Consider the following 16,036-nt stretch of genomic DNA (forward strand, 5'->3'; position numbering starts at 1 on the left):
ATAGATATGAGTTTGCTTAGGGCGTTATCAATAAGGCTAATTAACCTTGTGCTTATATTACTTGTGGTGCTAATAATAATTTCAGCGGTCTTATCCGGTCCAGCATCACAAATACTTAAAAGCAATATTGAGAGGCAGGCGAGTGAGCAGGTAACCCAATTAATGCTCCATCATCCAATGACTCCAGCCCAGGCTGATCAACTTAGGCAAAAGATAATAAATCAATTGGAGGCTGCTTATGGGTTGAATCAACCATTAGTGGTGAGGGTGTTCTTCATACTCTACAACATAATGTCATTTAACTGGGGTTTCTCATACTTCCCAAGCTCATATGGTGTCCCCTCAGGTAGAGTTGTTTCAATAATAATGTCCGCATTACCTGGCACCGTTATATTAGATACCTTAGGTATAATGCTTAGTGCGTTAATTGGCATATGGCTTGGCTTAAGAGCTGCATTAAAGTACGGCACTAAGTATGATAGGGCCGTAACCTATTATGGGGCTGTTGATAATGGTATTCCCCAATGGTGGGTTGCAATACTCATGATACTGGTCTTCGCCGTTGACTTAAGGCTAATGCACTCCCCAGTAGTCTTCCCCTACGGCGGCATAGTTAGTAGCCAATACTACAACGTATGGCTCTACAATCCATTAAAGGCACTTATTACACCACAAATACTGCTTAACCTACTTTACCACATGGTGTTACCCATGGCTACTGTTCTAATAGTGAATGTTGGGGGTTGGGCCTATTTCGCCAGGTCTATTGTGCTTAATATTGCTAAGGAGGATTACGTATTCTTTGCAAGAATCAAGGGCCTCCCACAGGGACAGGTGGTTAGTAGGTATATAATGAGGCCGGCGATGCCCCAGATACTAACCAGCATATTCATAACTATACCATTCGTACTCTTCGGTGGATTCCTACTAACTGAGGCTGTTTTCCACTGGTGGGGATTGGGGTACGTATTGAATATAGCTATTGTTGGTGTACCGTCACCGGATATGCCTGTTATACTGGCCGTCACATACATGTCCACGCTACTGTACATAATACTCGTCTTTATACTTGAAATACTATACTATGTGCTTGACCCAAGGATAAGGGAGGGGGTTGGTGGTTAATATGGCTAAGTCATCTGAGGTTAGGATACTTGGAATGACGCTGGGTGAGTTTACCCGCATCTACTTGTCATCTACCCTTGGTAAAGTATCCTTAGCCTTATTCATGTTTCTAATTGGGGTAACCATATATGCGGTAATAGTGATACCGCATAACTTCGGTACATTATGGAATACGTCAACATACTGGCAAATATACCCCAAGGATGCACCCCCATCATGGGTTAACTTATTCACTGGAAACGAGTACTCACCTGAAGTAGTGAGTAGTAATATTGTTAAGTCATCATCCTCATCATTAACCATAAGCTTCACTGTGAATAATGAATATAAATCACCCTGGAGTGACTTATTTATTGTTTTAAATCCACCATTAAGCGGCATCAGTATGCTTGCTTACATAACCATTAATAGGCCTGATGGATCAACAATAAGCATCGGCCCAATCCAATTAGGTGCAACAGTCACTGAGGTGGGTACATTATATCAAGTTGAGGGTCAGGTGGTGCAATTCTACGCCACTAAGTATGGTTATGCTTTAAATATTCCAACGGCTTCATCAGCATTCCCATTCATATTCATGCATGTTAATAAGGGTACCGTTGAACCACTATATGGTAGGTATGAGATAACTGTAACACTGATGCCGATAACAGGTTCATTACCAAGTTTAGGTGATTCAAAACCAGTGGAGGTTGTTCTAGAGGGTTCTGCATACGGCTTAATGGGTACTGACACTGTTGGTCATGATTTATGGTTAGGCTTATTGGCAGGCTTCCCAGTTAGCCTAGAAATAGGCGTGGTTTATGCACTCTTGGTTACAGTAATAGCGGTGGGCATTGGTTTAACCGCTGGCTTCATAGGTGGTATTGTTGATGAGATTTTAACAAGGGTAACTGACTTAGTGATACTATTACCATCCTTCGTTATACTAGTTGTTCTATCAATACTACTTCATTTAAACATATGGGATGCCATGCTGTACCTAGCCGTATTAGCGTGGGGAGGTAGTGCCAGGATTATTAGGGCTATTTCAATGCAGATAAAGACCGCGTCATACATAGATTTGGCTAAAGCCTCTGGGGCCGGTAACCTATGGATACTTAGGAACCATGTTTTACCTCAAATAACCCCATATATGCTTTACCTACTTGTCGTCAACGTGCCTGGGGCAATATTAACATTATCATCATTAAACTTCCTCAACCTAGCTGGCGTGAATTACCCAACATGGGGCACCATATTGTATTACGCCGAGGAGTATGGAGCTTTAGAGACCGGTATGTGGTGGTGGGTTATTCCACCTGGCTTATTAATAACGCTAGTTGCTGTGACATTCATAGTTACTGCCTTAGCCATAGAACCAATTGCTAACCCGAGGTTAAGGAGGTGATTAAGATGGTGCTGCTTAATGTTAAGAACGTTAGGTTAAACTACATAACCACAAGGGGTATTGTTAAGGCTCTTGATAATGTTAGCTTTAGCCTTGATGAGGGTGAAACCATAGCCATAGTTGGTGAAACAGGTAGCGGTAAATCAACATTGGCTAAGGTGATTACCAGGTCATGGGAAGAGAACGCTAGGGTAATTGGTGGTGAAGTGATCTTTGAGGGTGTTAATATACTTGGGCTAAGTGAGGAGGAGTTTAGGAGGAGTTACAGGTGGGTTAAGATAGCCATGGTGCCTCAGGGATCAATGAATTCACTTAACCCCGTGCTTAGGGTGGTTGATCAAATGATTGAACCACTGCTACTTAGGGGTATTCCAAGAATAGATGCCATTAAGATTGCTGGGGATGCCTTGGAGAGTGTTGGTTTAAGTAAAGATGTTTTAACCAAGTACCCTCACCAGTTATCTGGTGGTATGAAGCAGAGAGTGATTATTGCAATGGCTATTCAATCAAGACCTAAATTAGTTGTACTAGATGAACCAACGTCAGCACTTGACGTAATGACTCAAGCCAATATAATGAACCTGCTTAAGAGGCTTAGAAGTAAGTTTAAGTTATCATACATATTCATTACCCATGATTTAGCGCTAGCCAGTGAATTAGCCGATAAGGTTCTTGTCCTTTACGCAGGCAAGGTTGCTGAGTTTGGGTCAGCTGACGTAATCTACAGTGAACCAAAACACCCATATACCCAAGGCCTAATGTCAAGTGTCCCAACGCTTAGGGAGGATAAGAAGTTATCATTCATTCCAGGTGAGGTACCAAGCCTAATTAACCCACCCTCAGGCTGTAGATTCCATCCAAGGTGCCCATTTGCTATGGATATTTGCCGTAGGGAGGAGCCGCCATTAGTAACCCTTGAGAATGGTCATGTTGTAGCCTGCTGGTTGTACGTCAAGGGGTGAGGAGGCGAATTACCTCAAGTGCTTCCCAATATTAATTATCCTATCCCTCACGCCTGGTATTGATGGTAAGTACGTGTGGGTGTATAGGCCTAGTGCATTATTTAACAAGACCCCATCGTAACTATTCATTATTCCTCTACCCCTAATATTCCTAAACACGTACCTTTCATTAGAGTATTCTGCGCGTGAAACATGGAACTCATGACCCCTAATCCTTAGACCAGCGGGCACTAGTGGATTATCTACAATGCTCTCAAGTTCAGTATATCCAATTGTTAATCTATCCTTAGCGGCAATACCAATGTCAAATAAGCCAACCATACTGTACTCCCTATCATCCCTAATGTACTTTGATAAGTACATTAAACCACCGCACTCAGCTAAAATAGGTACACCATCATATGCAGCCTTCCTTAACCATGAGGCAGTATCCCTAGCTGCCTCAAGTTCCCTTAAATGCAGTTCAGGGTATCCACCACCAATGTATATGAATGATGCATTATTAACTACTTCATTATTTATTGGACTAAAGAACCTTAAGTCAAATATACTTGAGAGTAAATCAAGGGATGCCCTATAGTAGAATAGGAAGGCGTTATCGTAGGCTACTGCAGCAACCCCAAGTTTATTACCGTAATCCTCCTGTTCATTAACATGTTCACAGTTAACTGGTTCAGCTAAATCATATATTAAATCAAGGTTAATTTTCCCATTAATTAACTCAACGCCGCGTTTAATAATCCCTTTAACCTTATTACCGTAATCCTCCACGGTCACAAGGCCTAAATGCCTCTCATTAATGATTAACCCTGCATCATATGGTATGTAACCCAAGCTCACTACATCCTTGGGTAGTGAGGATTTACATGCGTTATAGTGGTTGCTTGAAGCCACATTATTGAAGATGACCCCAACCACGTTAACAGGTCCATAATCCCTTAAACCCTTAACAATTGCCCCGGCTGTATAGGATATGTTGGAGCAGTCTATTACTAGGATAACTGGTAATGAGAGTAATTTAGCAACATGAAATGTACTCGACCCAACCTCAACACCATCATATAATCCCATTACACCCTCAATCAACCCTAAATCAACCCCCCTCATGTATCTGCAGAAGGTTTCTTTAAGCTTCTCCTCACCCATTAACCATAAATCAAGGTTAATTGAGGGTAATTCAGTGGCTACTTTATGGTAACCTGGATCAATGTAATCTGGCCCAACCTTAAACGCCCTAACCTTAAGTTTACTTGATAATGCTGCTGCTATTATTGATGTAACCGTGGTCTTTCCTGATCCACTCCTATCCGATGCTATTAATAACGCCCTGCCAGTGGGCATCATTACCGGTTAAGGTGAGGATTATTAATAAGCTTCTCAGGAGGGATTAATACCCTTAATATACTTAATTACTTCACTAGCACTTGGTTCATTAAAGTCACCTAGCCATAGTTTATCAGCAGCCAGGGCTTGCCTAACCAGTATTTCAACACCATCAATAACTTGAATACCTAGCTCCCTAGCCCTCTTGATTAAGTCTGTTTCAGTATTGGGTTTATAAGCCATGTCAAGGAGCAGCATAGTCCCCAGCTCACCTAGGTTAAGTAACCAATACTCCTCACTGCTCAGTGGGGTGGCGTTAATAATAACGTGGGGTTTACCATAATTCCCACCAATATCCACCACACTGCAGTCTAAGCCTAATCCATTGGCTAATCCACATAACTCCACTGCCCTCTCCCTACTTCTATTAAGTACTTTAATTGCCCTGCACCCAGTTTTCGATAAAGCCAGAACCACAGCCCTAGCAGCTCCCCCAGCACCAATTAGTAATGCTTCCTCACCCTTATATCCTCTTTCAATTAAAGATTCCTCAACAGCCACATAGTCGGTATTATAGCCTATTAATTTCTGGTTACTGTTAACAACAGTGTTCACGCTCTTAATAGTGTCTGCATCATCATTAAGTTCATCAATTAGTTTAGCCACTGCAACCTTATGCGGTATAGTTACGTTGAATCCGCTTAAGGCATCCCTTGAGAACTCAATGAAGTGTAGTAATCTCTTCGACGCTACCCTTAATGGTACATACGCTGCATCAATTCTTAGTCTCTTGAAGACGTAGTTATGAATCTGAGGTGATAGGGTATAGTTCAGTGGATAACCTATTAAGCCAAATACATGCATGACTCCTTCACCAGCCTAAGGTACTCATCAACCTTAACCCTAACCTTAACCCAATCACCTAATTCAGTAACAATGGGTAAGTTAAGGAAGCCACCGTTTCTCTTCTTATCACCGGTAATGGCTCTTAATGCGGAATCAGCGTTAACCTTAATGCTTTGAATCAAGTTAAGTTCACTTAGTGATTCAGTTAAGTAACCGGGTATATCTGGGTTCGTGTAACCTAATTTAACCCCAATGGTTGATTCACAAATCATGCCTAACCCCACTGCTTTACCGTGACTGATGCTGAATCCTGACGCTGACTCTAATGCGTGTCCAATAGTATGCCCATAGTTAAGCACTATTCTTATACCTAGGGTATCGTACTCATCAGCCTCAACCACATGAGCCTTATTAACCAGTGAACCGTAGATTAAATCCTCCAGTAATCCCTCATCCCTATTCATCACCTTATCAACATTACTGCTTAACTTATCGAATAACCCCTTATCCATAGTTACCCCATACTTAAGAACCTCAGCGAAACCATCCAGGTAATTTGAGGCTGGTAGGGATTTAATGAAGGCTAAATCCACTATGATTTCACTGGGCTGCTTCACTACACCAATAATATTCTTTAAACCAGCGGCATTAACCCCTGTTTTTCCCCCCAGGGCTGCATCAACCATGGCTAATGTAGTGGTGGGTACATTAACGTAATCCACACCCCTCATGTACACTGCTGCAGCAAACCCAGTTACATCAAGTGTGCTTCCACCCCCAATCCCAATCATAACCCCGCTCCTATCCAGGGAATTATCCATTGATTGCTTAATAATGTTTAAGACTGTTTCAATGCCCTTACCCTCTTCCCCATCCTTAATAATAATCCTTGGGCATTTACTGAAATTCACTAAACTGCTTACGGAGGATGGTGTAATTATCATGCAGCTAGTGTACTTATCAAGGAGTTTACTTAACTCATCGGCATGCGGGTAATTAACCAGAACCCTTACCTCACCACTACACCTACTCCTATAAGTGAAGCTCCTCATATACCCCTACCTATTGCCTGGGCTACTGCCTTAGCCTTACTCATTAATTCATTAAACATATCGAAGGTTAATTGCTGCTCGGAGTCTGATAAAGCCTCCCACGGCCTTGGGTGAACCTCAACAATAATCATATCTGCCCCAGCTGCCACTGCGGCTAAGGCCAGTGGAATAACGTACTCCCTCTTACCGGCTGGGTGTGATGGATCCACGCATATTGGTAAGTGGGTTAATTTCTTAGCCGCCACCACTGCACCTAAGTCCAGCGTGAATCTCGTGGCGTTCTCAAAGGTCCTTATCCCTCTTTCACAAAGCACTACGTTACCATTACCCTCAAGCATGATGTATTCCGCTGCCTGAAGCCACTCCTCAACCGTGTTTCCCATACCCCTCTTGAGTAGTATTGGTTTCCCAGTCTTACCAGCCTCTTTAAGTAGGTCAAAATTCTGGGCATTCCTAGCCCCTATCTGAATCATGTCAACGTAACTGGCCACCACCTCAACCATCCTAGTATCCATAACCTCAGAGACTACGGGTAAACCAACCTCATCTGAGACTCGCCTCAGTATCTTTAAGCCATCTACTCCAAGTCCCTGGAAACTGTAGGGACTTGTCCTAGGTTTAAACGCCCCACCCCTCAGTAGTCTTGCTCCAGCCCCCTTAACTGCCTCGGCAGTCTCCTTAACCTGCTCATAACTCTCCACTGCACATGGCCCAGCTGCAACCACTAAATCATCACCCCCTATCTTAACCCCTGAAACATCCACAATGCTCCTCTGCCTCCATTGCTTACTGGCTAACTGGTACTTGGCCTTAACGTTAACTAGTACTGCCCCAGGGTCAATCACTCTAATGGCTCCCTCATCAACAGGGTCTTCAGGCCAAGTCACTATTAACTCCTCACCAAGCAGCTTAACCTCCCTGAACCTTACCTTAGCCTTATCTAGAGCTGATGCAACTTCATTAATCTTACCTGGCGTTACCCTTATTATCACTTTAAGTCACCTCCAATTAACTCACTTAATTTACCTTCAGCTGCTGCTGAATTAACAATGTTAATGTACTTGGTAATCTTATCCCTAACTTCACTGGCGTATGGATTCATTTCCTGAATCTCCTCAACAACATCAAGCTGCTCCAGGGTTCTTTCAATAGCCTTCATGGTTAACCTCAAGCTGTGGGTCATAAGTAGGTTTGCATCAATCCCACCTACTTTACCAGCATCCTTAAGCATGGTATAGAGGGCTAGTAGCATTAAATGGTGGGCAACCTGTATGTAAGCCATTACCTTATCATGAGTATCAGGATCACTTAACACCACTGTTCTTAAGCCTGCTGCCTCAAATATCTGAGTAGCCATTGGTAGTGAATCCCTACTTGTTAATGATGGTATTAGGACTACTACTTCACCCCAAGTATCCGTTAGGCTACCGAACAATGGGTGTATGCTCAGGTACTTGAAGCCTACTTCCCTTGACTCATCCTCAATGATGTTGAATAACCTTGACTTAACCGAGAAGGAATCCATGAGCACCCTACCCCTTATGCTCTCACTATTCCTCTTAATGTAGTTAATGGAGTCCTCAGTGGGTCTTGTGGCAAGTATTACTATGTCTGAGTCAGGTAATTCATCCCTCATGCTAATTAAGGTTGTTGGAGTGACTTGGCTTAAAGCCCTCTTAAGCGTCTTACCTAATCTCCCTGAACCCACTATAGTGACTTTAACGTTAAACCAATTCCTAATCTGCCTCTTGGTGGATGCCTTTATCACTAGCTCAGCAATGCTTCTGGCTGTTAATTCATCTAAACCAGCCTCAACTAAGCCACTGACCCATCTATCAATAACTTCACTCTCCCTCTCATGATCCACGGGTGGTAGATTAAGCTTCCTCTTAACATCACCTATGGTTTCGGCTATGGTTAGCCTCCTGGCGAGTAACTTAATTATTTCATCATCAACCTCATCAATACTCTTCCTCAACTGCCACAGCATTATTACTCACCCTTAATTAGCGTGAGAGCCTCATTAACAATCCTCCTATGTGTTAAACCAATGTACTCCATTAACTGCCTGGTTGATCTACCTGACCTACCAAACCCATTAATCCCAATCATCCTAATTGGCACAGGGTAATTTTGGGAAAGCACCTCAGCTACCGCTGAACCAACCCCACCATGTGTTGAATGCTCCTCAATAGTCAATACCGCCCCAGTTCTCTTAGCTGCCTTAACCACAGTGTCAACGTCAATGGGTTTAATCGTGCTTAGGTTAATGACCATTACCGATACCCCCATTTTACCTAATTCCTCAGCAGCCATTAAAGCATCCCATAGGACTGGTCCAGCACCAATAATTGCTAAATCATCCCCATCCCTAAGCACTGAGGCCTTACCTAGCTTGAATTCATCACCATTAGTTACCCTGGGTCCGTAATCCCTACCAATCCTGACGTAGGCTGGTCCCTGATGCTCCATTAACGCTAACACAGCTTTACCAGCCTCATTGGGGTCGGCGGGTACTACAATGGTCATGTTTGGTAGAGTCCTCATTAGTGATATGTCCTCGAAGGTTTGGTGGGAAGCCCCATCAGCGTAATCGCTTAAGCCGGAGTGGGTTCCAATAATCTTAACGTTAAGATTCATCCTAGATACCGTATTCCTAACCTGTTCCCAAGCCCTCATTATGAACATTGCGAACCCAATGGCCACAGGTCTAAGGCCTGTTAAGGCTAATCCACTGGCTACACCAATCATGTGTTGTTCAGCTATACCAACGTCAATGTACCTGTTGGGGAACTTCTCCTTAAACCAAATAGCCCTTGTTGACCCACCTACATCAGCTGTAACCACGTATAAGTCATTGTACCTTTCACCCGCCTCAAGGAGAGCCCTGCCGACAGCATCCCTCATTGATCCGAAGCCAGGTTCCCCACCATCATCCAGTATCCTCTGTTTACTGGTTCCCTCAATGTCGGAAACCCCCTTCCCCCTAATGGTTCTGGCTACTATAACCTTGGGTCCATTTACCTTATGTGCTTGAATCAGAGTATCAATCAAGGCCTCTGGGTCATGTCCATCACACTCCAGTACGGTGAATCCCAGTGACTTAAGTGCCTCAGTTAACGTTGATTTAATACCCCTCACTGGTCCATCTAATTGAACACCATTGTAGTCAATTATTATGAATAAGTTGCTTAACTTAGATTCAGCAATATCCATTAACGCCTCCCAGGCCTGCCCCTCATCTAATTCACCATCACCCACTATTACGAAAACCTTACCTGAGGCCTCCCTAGCCATTAACCCCCTTGCAATACCCACGGCTGTACTTAACCCCTGCGCTAGACTACCTGTGGATACTGGTACTGTTGGTAACTTAACCTCAGGGTGACCCTGCAGTGGGCTCCAGGGTTCATTAATCATCATTAACTCCTCCCTATTAACTAGGCCTAATTCCGATAACACCACGTATAATGCTGGGGCTGCGTGACCCTTTGATAATATTACGTAATCCCTCCTTAATGGATCATTATCACGTACATTAGTCATTAAGTATAGTGTAGCTATAATATCTATGCTTGATAGGGATGAGCCCAAGTGAATATGTGGATCTATTAGGCTTAACCCAACCAATATTGAACGGGCCTTATTACTTATCTCCTTAACCCTATTAACCAGGTTCACCTTAGCCTCTTTTACCATTCCAGGTATTCCACGTGGGTCCCGAATTCCATACCAATCTAAACAGCCTATACAATCTATATTTTTAAGCATTACCCATAATTTAATAATTTATAGTTAACTGAGGTGCATCATGAGTAATCAGTAGGGTTACTCAGGATTCACTTCATTAATCTAAAAATGAGGCTTAATAATTAAATCGCTCATTATTTAAGGTGAATCAATTACGCAAATGTAAATAACCCCCTTCACCGAATAGTAGTTAATGGGTAACAACGTGCTTGTGACTCATCGTTACTGGGGATCACCAGGAGGTGGTCAATTAGTCTGTGCCTCAGCTGCCTTCTCGCTTGATAAACTGGGATTTAACCCAGTGTTAACCGGTACATTTAAGTTTAATCCAAGCAAGTACATTGACTGGTATGGTATCGACATATCCAAGTACCCTGTGGTGACACTACCCCTCGGTAATATTAAGGCCTTTGGCCTATGGACAAGGTTATTCGTATGGTACCCTGCGGTTAAGGCGATTAATAAGTACCGTGCCCTACTAATGTTCACTGATGAGGAGACCTATAAACCATTAATTAACTATAGGGGGAGGGGATTAAGCATAATCGAGTACATTCACTTCCCCTTCGAGGTAATAATTAACCCTAAATTTAAGGGAACTGGGTTAGCTTACGGTGAGGATCCATACGTCACTGAGAGGTATGGTAGGTTCCCAATGAATCTTTACTGGGGATTATTCACAAGGCTGCTTCCGCACTACATTAGGGAGAACCCGTTCAATGATGCTGACGTGGTTTTAACGAACTCCAAGTGGACCGCTGGAGTGGCTAAGATGGTTTACGGTGAGGAACCCACTGTACTTAACCCACCCATAGCCCCTAATACTGAGATAGTTGAGGAACCTAAGGCATTTGATGAAAGGGATAATTGGGTCATTATGCTTGGTAGGTTCAGTGAGGAGAAGAGGTACCACTGGGTTGTCACTGAGCTTGCCCCAAGGCTCCTTAAAGAGGTTAAGGCCACTAGAATAATCATATTTGGTGGAGCCACCACTAGAACGCAGTTAACGTACATGAGTAGGGTCATGGATTTGGCGGGTAAGGCTGGTTTAAGGGTTTCAAGTGATATTAGTAAGGACGCTGACCTATACCTGGTGCCTAATGCACCTAGGAGGTTGATAAATGAATTAATGGATTCAGGTAAGGTTTTCCTCCACGCAACAATAAATGAACACTGGGGCATAGCGGTGGCTGAGGCTATGGCAAGGGGATTACCTACAGTTGTCCATAAGTCAGGGGGTACTTGGAGTGACTTAATTGAGAATGGTGTGAGGGGGCTAGGGTACAGTGATGTTGATGAAGCCATTAACGCAGTGGCGAAACTAATCACTGACGGTAAGGCTTGGAGCCACTACTCATCGGCATCAGTAAGTAAGGCTAAGGATATGACTCTGCAGGCCTTCATGAGTAAGTTCAGTGAAATACTCAGGAAGGAGGACTTAATTTAAGGAGGGTAGTGTCGTTTACGGAATCAACCCAAGTATACTCATGCCACAGGGACAGTAAGGCTTATTAACTTACCTAAGCCTAAGCAATGAAAGCCCCAGCCCCTTCCTAAAGGCGGCCTTCCATGCGGGTCATGGTGCGTTGTTTTTCAGGGAACGCTTTTTAAATCCCCAGCATTACCTTAAGATTGAATTGGGATGCGTGATAATAAGGGTGATGGCGGCAGTGGGGAACCACTGGTGCTTTACCACGGCATGTGCCCCAACTGCGGTGGCCCAGTTACCTCGGATAGGCTTAGGGATGGTTTACCATGCCATGTTTGCCTACCTGAAGGTTCAAGATTAAGGGCAGCATCATTAAGAGTAGTGTTAAGTGAACTTAATAGAGAAGGTAGATTAGTTAGGCTTAGGGATATCTTCAACTACTTAATGAAGTATGATGAATTCAGTGAATTATTCAGAAAAGCCACTGGAACCTCAATGTGGGGTGCTCAGAGGTTTTGGGCTAAGAGACTTATCAAGGGTAAGAGCTTCGCCATAATTGCACCCACGGGTAGCGGTAAGACCACCTTCGGTTTAGTTGCCTCAATATACGTAGCCAGTAAGGGGGGTAGGGTTCTCATGGTATTCCCAACTTCAACACTGGCTTACCAAGTGTATAAGAGGGCTTTAACCTACAGGGATTCCGCAGCCGTTAACATTAAGGTAATAACCTATAATGGCCTACTCAGCGAGAAGGATAAGAGTGAGGTGCTTAATGCCATTAAGGCAGGCGACTTCAATATACTTATCGTAACTAACGCCTTCCTACCAAAGGGCATGGAGATTCTAAGCAAGTACAGGTTTGACCTTGTTTTCGTTGATGACGTTGACAGCGTCATGAAGGCTTCAAGCAGGAATATTGAGAGACTACTTCAGTTACTCGGTGTGCCGAGGGAAGCCATTGATAAGGCGCTTGAGATTGCGAAGATAAGTGACTTTAAGGAGAGGGAGGGTAAGGTGAGTGAATTAAGGAGGATCCTTGAGGGTAGGAGGATTGGTTCATTAATAGTAAGCGGCATGTTAACCAGAACCAGGAGGACGGCTAGGGCTGCATTATTCAGGGAGATACTGGGATTCGATGTTGGTGGTAGGGCTGAGGGGCTTAGGAATGTGGTTGACCTATACATTAAGCCTAAGGGTGACCTTAAGGTAATTATCCTGGATTTAATTAGGAGGCTTGGTGATGGTGGAATAATATACGTACCCACTGACTTAGGCAGGGAATTCGCCGAGGAGTTGAGTAAGTTCCTTAATGATAATGGTATTAACGCTGGGCTTTACCTAAAGCCTAAGAGGAAGTTGATTGAGGGCTTTGAGGATGGTTCAATACCGGTGCTAATAGGGTTAGCCACATCTAGATCAGCGTTAGTTAGGGGCATTGACCTACCCCATAGGATAAGGTACGTGGTGTTCGCCGGTGTACCTAAGATAAGGTTCAGGTTATCGCTTAAGGAGTTTAACCCAGGCCGTTACATAATGCTCCTCTCCTCACTTAGGGTTATTGCACCAAGTGAATACAAGACTAGGATTGATAAGACTGTTTCAAGCTTAAGGAACATAATGAATTTAAGCCAGGACAGGATTAATAAGATTATTGAAGCTATTGAGAGAGGTGAGAGTCTTCAGGGCTTCGATAAATATGCCTCAGAAGTCATTAGTAACGCCATTAAGCTTGCCCAGGACTTGCTGAATAGGGATGATGTGAGGGAAGCCATGAGTAAGTCAATTGTTAATATTCAACGCATGGGTGACGATATCTATGTTATTCTACCAGACTCACCAGCCTACATACAGGGTAGCGGTAGGACATCTAGAATGTACCTAGGCGGCATTACCCACGGTCTCTCAGTGCTTATTGTTGATAATGAGGCTGTCTTCAATAGTTTAAGCAGGGACTTAAGGTATAGGCTGGTGGACTTCCAGTTCATAAATTATGAGGAGTTTAATGTTGATGCCTTACTTAAAACCATTAATGAGGAGAGGGAATTAATAAGGCAAATAATGACTGGTAATGTACCGCAGAGCATAAGTCAAGTTGATCCACTTAAGTCAGTTCTAGTGATTGTTGAATCACCTACTAAGGCTAGGACAATAGCGAACTTCTTCGGTAAACCAAGCACAAGGGTGCTCGGTAGTTTAATAGTGTATGAGGTCACTTCAGGTAATCTACTATTAAATATAATAGCCACTAAGGGTCATGTGGTTGAGTTAGCCACCGAGCAGTATGCGCAGTCAGTTAGTAGTGATGTGGATTACGTGACTAAGTTCATATCAAGTGTAACCAGGAATTATTACTCAGTGTTGAAAATAGATGGTAACTTCATCCCAATATACTCAACAATAAAGCGTTGCCCAACCTGTGGTAGATCATTCACTGATGATGTGAGTAAGTGCCCCTTCGATGGTACGCCACTAGTGGATAGTAGTGGGGTTATTGAGATGCTTAGGGACCTGGCCACTGAGGTTGACCTAGTCCTAGTGGGTACTGATCCCGACTCAGAGGGTGAGAAGATAGCCTGGGACGTATTCAACATGCTTAGGCCCTTCGTGCAGGATATTAGGAGGATAGAGTTCCATGAAGTGACTAAGAGGGCTATATTGAATGCGTTAGCTAATCCAAGGGGGGTAAACGGTAATATGGTTAAGGCTCAATTGGTTAGGCGTATTGAGGATAGGTGGATTGGCTTTGGTTTAAGCTCATACCTACAGAGGGCGTTTAATGATAGAAACATGTCAGCCGGTAGGGTTCAGACACCTGTGCTTAAGTGGATTATTGAGAGGTATATTGAGTATAGGAGGAATAGGGTGATTAGGTTAATTGTTAGGAAGAGGATTAGTGATGGTAAGGTTCTTGAGGTTTCCTTTGATAAGGTTACTAATGGTGATGAAACAGCCAGGGTTAGGCATGACTTAAGGGATGTGGCTAAGGATAAGAAGGGGCTTAGAATAATAATAACTAAGCTCAGTGAATCAGAGGAGGAGGTTAACCCGCCACCACCCTTCACCACAGACTCAATGCTCACTGAGGCTACTGCTAGACTTAGAGCCGGTACAGAGGAGGTTATGAGGCTTGCACAGGAGTTGTTTGAAATGGGTTTAATAACATACCATAGGACTGATAGCACAAGGGTTTCAGCGGTGGGTATTAGTGTGGCTAAGGAATACTTAACCAACAGGTTCGGTGAAGGTGTCTTCACGGCTAGGGAATGGGGTATGGGCGAGGAGGGTGCCCATGAGTGTATTAGGCCAACTAGACCCATTGACTCCGAGGAGCTTAGAAGCCTAATTGATAGTGGCGTGCTTAAATTAAAGTTAACTAATAGGCACATTGCACTCTACGATTTAATATTCAGGAGATTCATGGCAAGCCAAATGCAGAGTGGCTTAGTTAAGAAGGTGAAGGTGGAGGTTAAGTTAATGCGCAATGGCGACATGCTTTCAAGTAGGGTTGATGAATTCGTAACAAGCGTGATTAGGAATGGCTTCTTAGCCATATATCCGACTATTAGGGTTACTCAATTCCCAGAGTCATCAATGGAGTTACCTGTGACTGAGGAGGATGAGGTTATTGTTAAGACAGTTCACACAACATACCCGTATAGGGAAGGTGATATTGTTGCTGAAATGAAGAGGAGAAGGATAGGTAGACCATCCACTTACGCCAAGATAATAGAGACTCTTAAGAGGAGGGGTTATGTTAAGGCCCTTGGTTCAACAAAGGTATTAATCCCAACTAAACGCGGTGTAGCAGCATACATTTGCCTATCGAATGATAAGGATGTGGCTAAACTCTACTTAAGCACTAGACGCAATAAGGTTCAGGAGAATACGGAATTCGAGAGTTTACTGAAGCAGTGTAACGTTAACTTCAAGTGCCTTATAAGTGAGGATAGGACTAGAATGGTTGAGGAACACATGGATAATATTGAGAATGGAGATGAAGATTACTTAACAGTTCTGCATGAATTATTCAATGAGGCTGTTAAATATGGAATAATGCCTCAGAATTAATTAAATTCACTTGAACCGCATACGATACGTCAGTATTTAGACGATCATATTAATATTGATAATAATTGTCATATTTATGACTACTAAGTCA

General features: G+C 43.3%; 11 protein-coding genes. 5 read left to right on the top strand and 6 right to left on the bottom strand.

Annotated elements, in window-relative coordinates:
* The first annotated feature begins 6 nt into the window (after positions 1-6).
* The 3 genes from CMAQ_RS04090 to CMAQ_RS04100 are packed head-to-tail and all read left to right on the top strand — an operon-like array spanning position 7 to position 3,477.
* Positions 7-1,125 (top strand): ABC transporter permease, encoded by a 1,119-nt coding sequence (locus CMAQ_RS04090; protein ID WP_012185855.1) that lies wholly within the window; start codon positions 7-9, stop codon positions 1,123-1,125.
* Between the two features lies 1 nt (position 1,126).
* Positions 1,127-2,515, top strand: a complete 1,389-nt coding sequence (locus CMAQ_RS04095) for an ABC transporter permease (RefSeq protein WP_012185856.1) — start codon at positions 1,127-1,129, stop codon at positions 2,513-2,515.
* Positions 2,516-2,520: 5 nt separating this feature from the next.
* Positions 2,521-3,477, top strand: a complete 957-nt coding sequence (locus CMAQ_RS04100; RefSeq protein WP_012185857.1) for an ABC transporter ATP-binding protein — start codon at positions 2,521-2,523, stop codon at positions 3,475-3,477.
* Positions 3,478-3,486: 9 nt separating this feature from the next.
* On the opposite strand, the gene CMAQ_RS04105 is transcribed toward CMAQ_RS04100, so the two are convergent.
* The 6 genes from CMAQ_RS04105 to CMAQ_RS10545 are packed head-to-tail and all read right to left on the bottom strand — an operon-like array spanning position 3,487 to position 10,397.
* A complete protein-coding gene (locus CMAQ_RS04105) occupies positions 3,487-4,821 on the bottom strand; it encodes a cobyrinic acid a,c-diamide synthase CobB (protein ID WP_012185858.1) in 1,335 nt (444 codons plus the stop codon).
* Between the two features lie 33 nt (positions 4,822-4,854).
* Positions 4,855-5,664 (bottom strand): shikimate dehydrogenase family protein, encoded by an 810-nt coding sequence (locus CMAQ_RS04110; RefSeq protein WP_012185859.1) that lies wholly within the window; start codon positions 5,662-5,664, stop codon positions 4,855-4,857.
* Complete coding sequence (locus tag CMAQ_RS04115) at positions 5,646-6,698, bottom strand: 3-dehydroquinate synthase (RefSeq protein WP_012185860.1); 1,053 nt, start codon at positions 6,696-6,698, stop codon at positions 5,646-5,648. The genes CMAQ_RS04110 and CMAQ_RS04115 overlap by 19 nt, the downstream gene beginning before the upstream one ends.
* The gene (gene aroF / locus CMAQ_RS04120; RefSeq protein ID WP_012185861.1) at positions 6,695-7,690 is read right to left on the bottom strand and encodes a 3-deoxy-7-phosphoheptulonate synthase; all 996 of its coding nucleotides are present in this window, start codon (positions 7,688-7,690) and stop codon (positions 6,695-6,697) included. The genes CMAQ_RS04115 and aroF overlap by 4 nt, the downstream gene beginning before the upstream one ends.
* Positions 7,687-8,688 (bottom strand): chorismate mutase, encoded by a 1,002-nt coding sequence (locus tag CMAQ_RS04125; RefSeq protein WP_012185862.1) that lies wholly within the window; start codon positions 8,686-8,688, stop codon positions 7,687-7,689. The genes aroF and CMAQ_RS04125 overlap by 4 nt, the downstream gene beginning before the upstream one ends.
* Before the next feature lie 2 nt (positions 8,689-8,690).
* Complete coding sequence (locus tag CMAQ_RS10545; RefSeq protein WP_198002087.1) at positions 8,691-10,397, bottom strand: transketolase C-terminal domain-containing protein; 1,707 nt, start codon at positions 10,395-10,397, stop codon at positions 8,691-8,693.
* A 244-nt stretch (positions 10,398-10,641) separates the two neighbouring features.
* Here CMAQ_RS10545 and CMAQ_RS04135 point away from each other — a divergent pair, with 244 nt between their 5' ends.
* Both CMAQ_RS04135 and rgy read left to right on the top strand, forming a co-directional pair.
* Positions 10,642-11,895, top strand: coding sequence for a glycosyltransferase (locus tag CMAQ_RS04135; RefSeq protein ID WP_048062663.1), 1,254 nt, complete (start codon positions 10,642-10,644; stop codon positions 11,893-11,895).
* Between the two features lie 195 nt (positions 11,896-12,090).
* A complete protein-coding gene (gene rgy / locus CMAQ_RS04140; RefSeq protein ID WP_012185865.1) occupies positions 12,091-15,945 on the top strand; it encodes a reverse gyrase in 3,855 nt (1,284 codons plus the stop codon).
* Positions 15,946-16,036 lie beyond the last annotated feature (91 nt).

The organism is Caldivirga maquilingensis IC-167 (assembly GCF_000018305.1).
Lineage (GTDB): Archaea > Thermoproteota > Thermoprotei > Thermoproteales > Thermocladiaceae > Caldivirga > Caldivirga maquilingensis.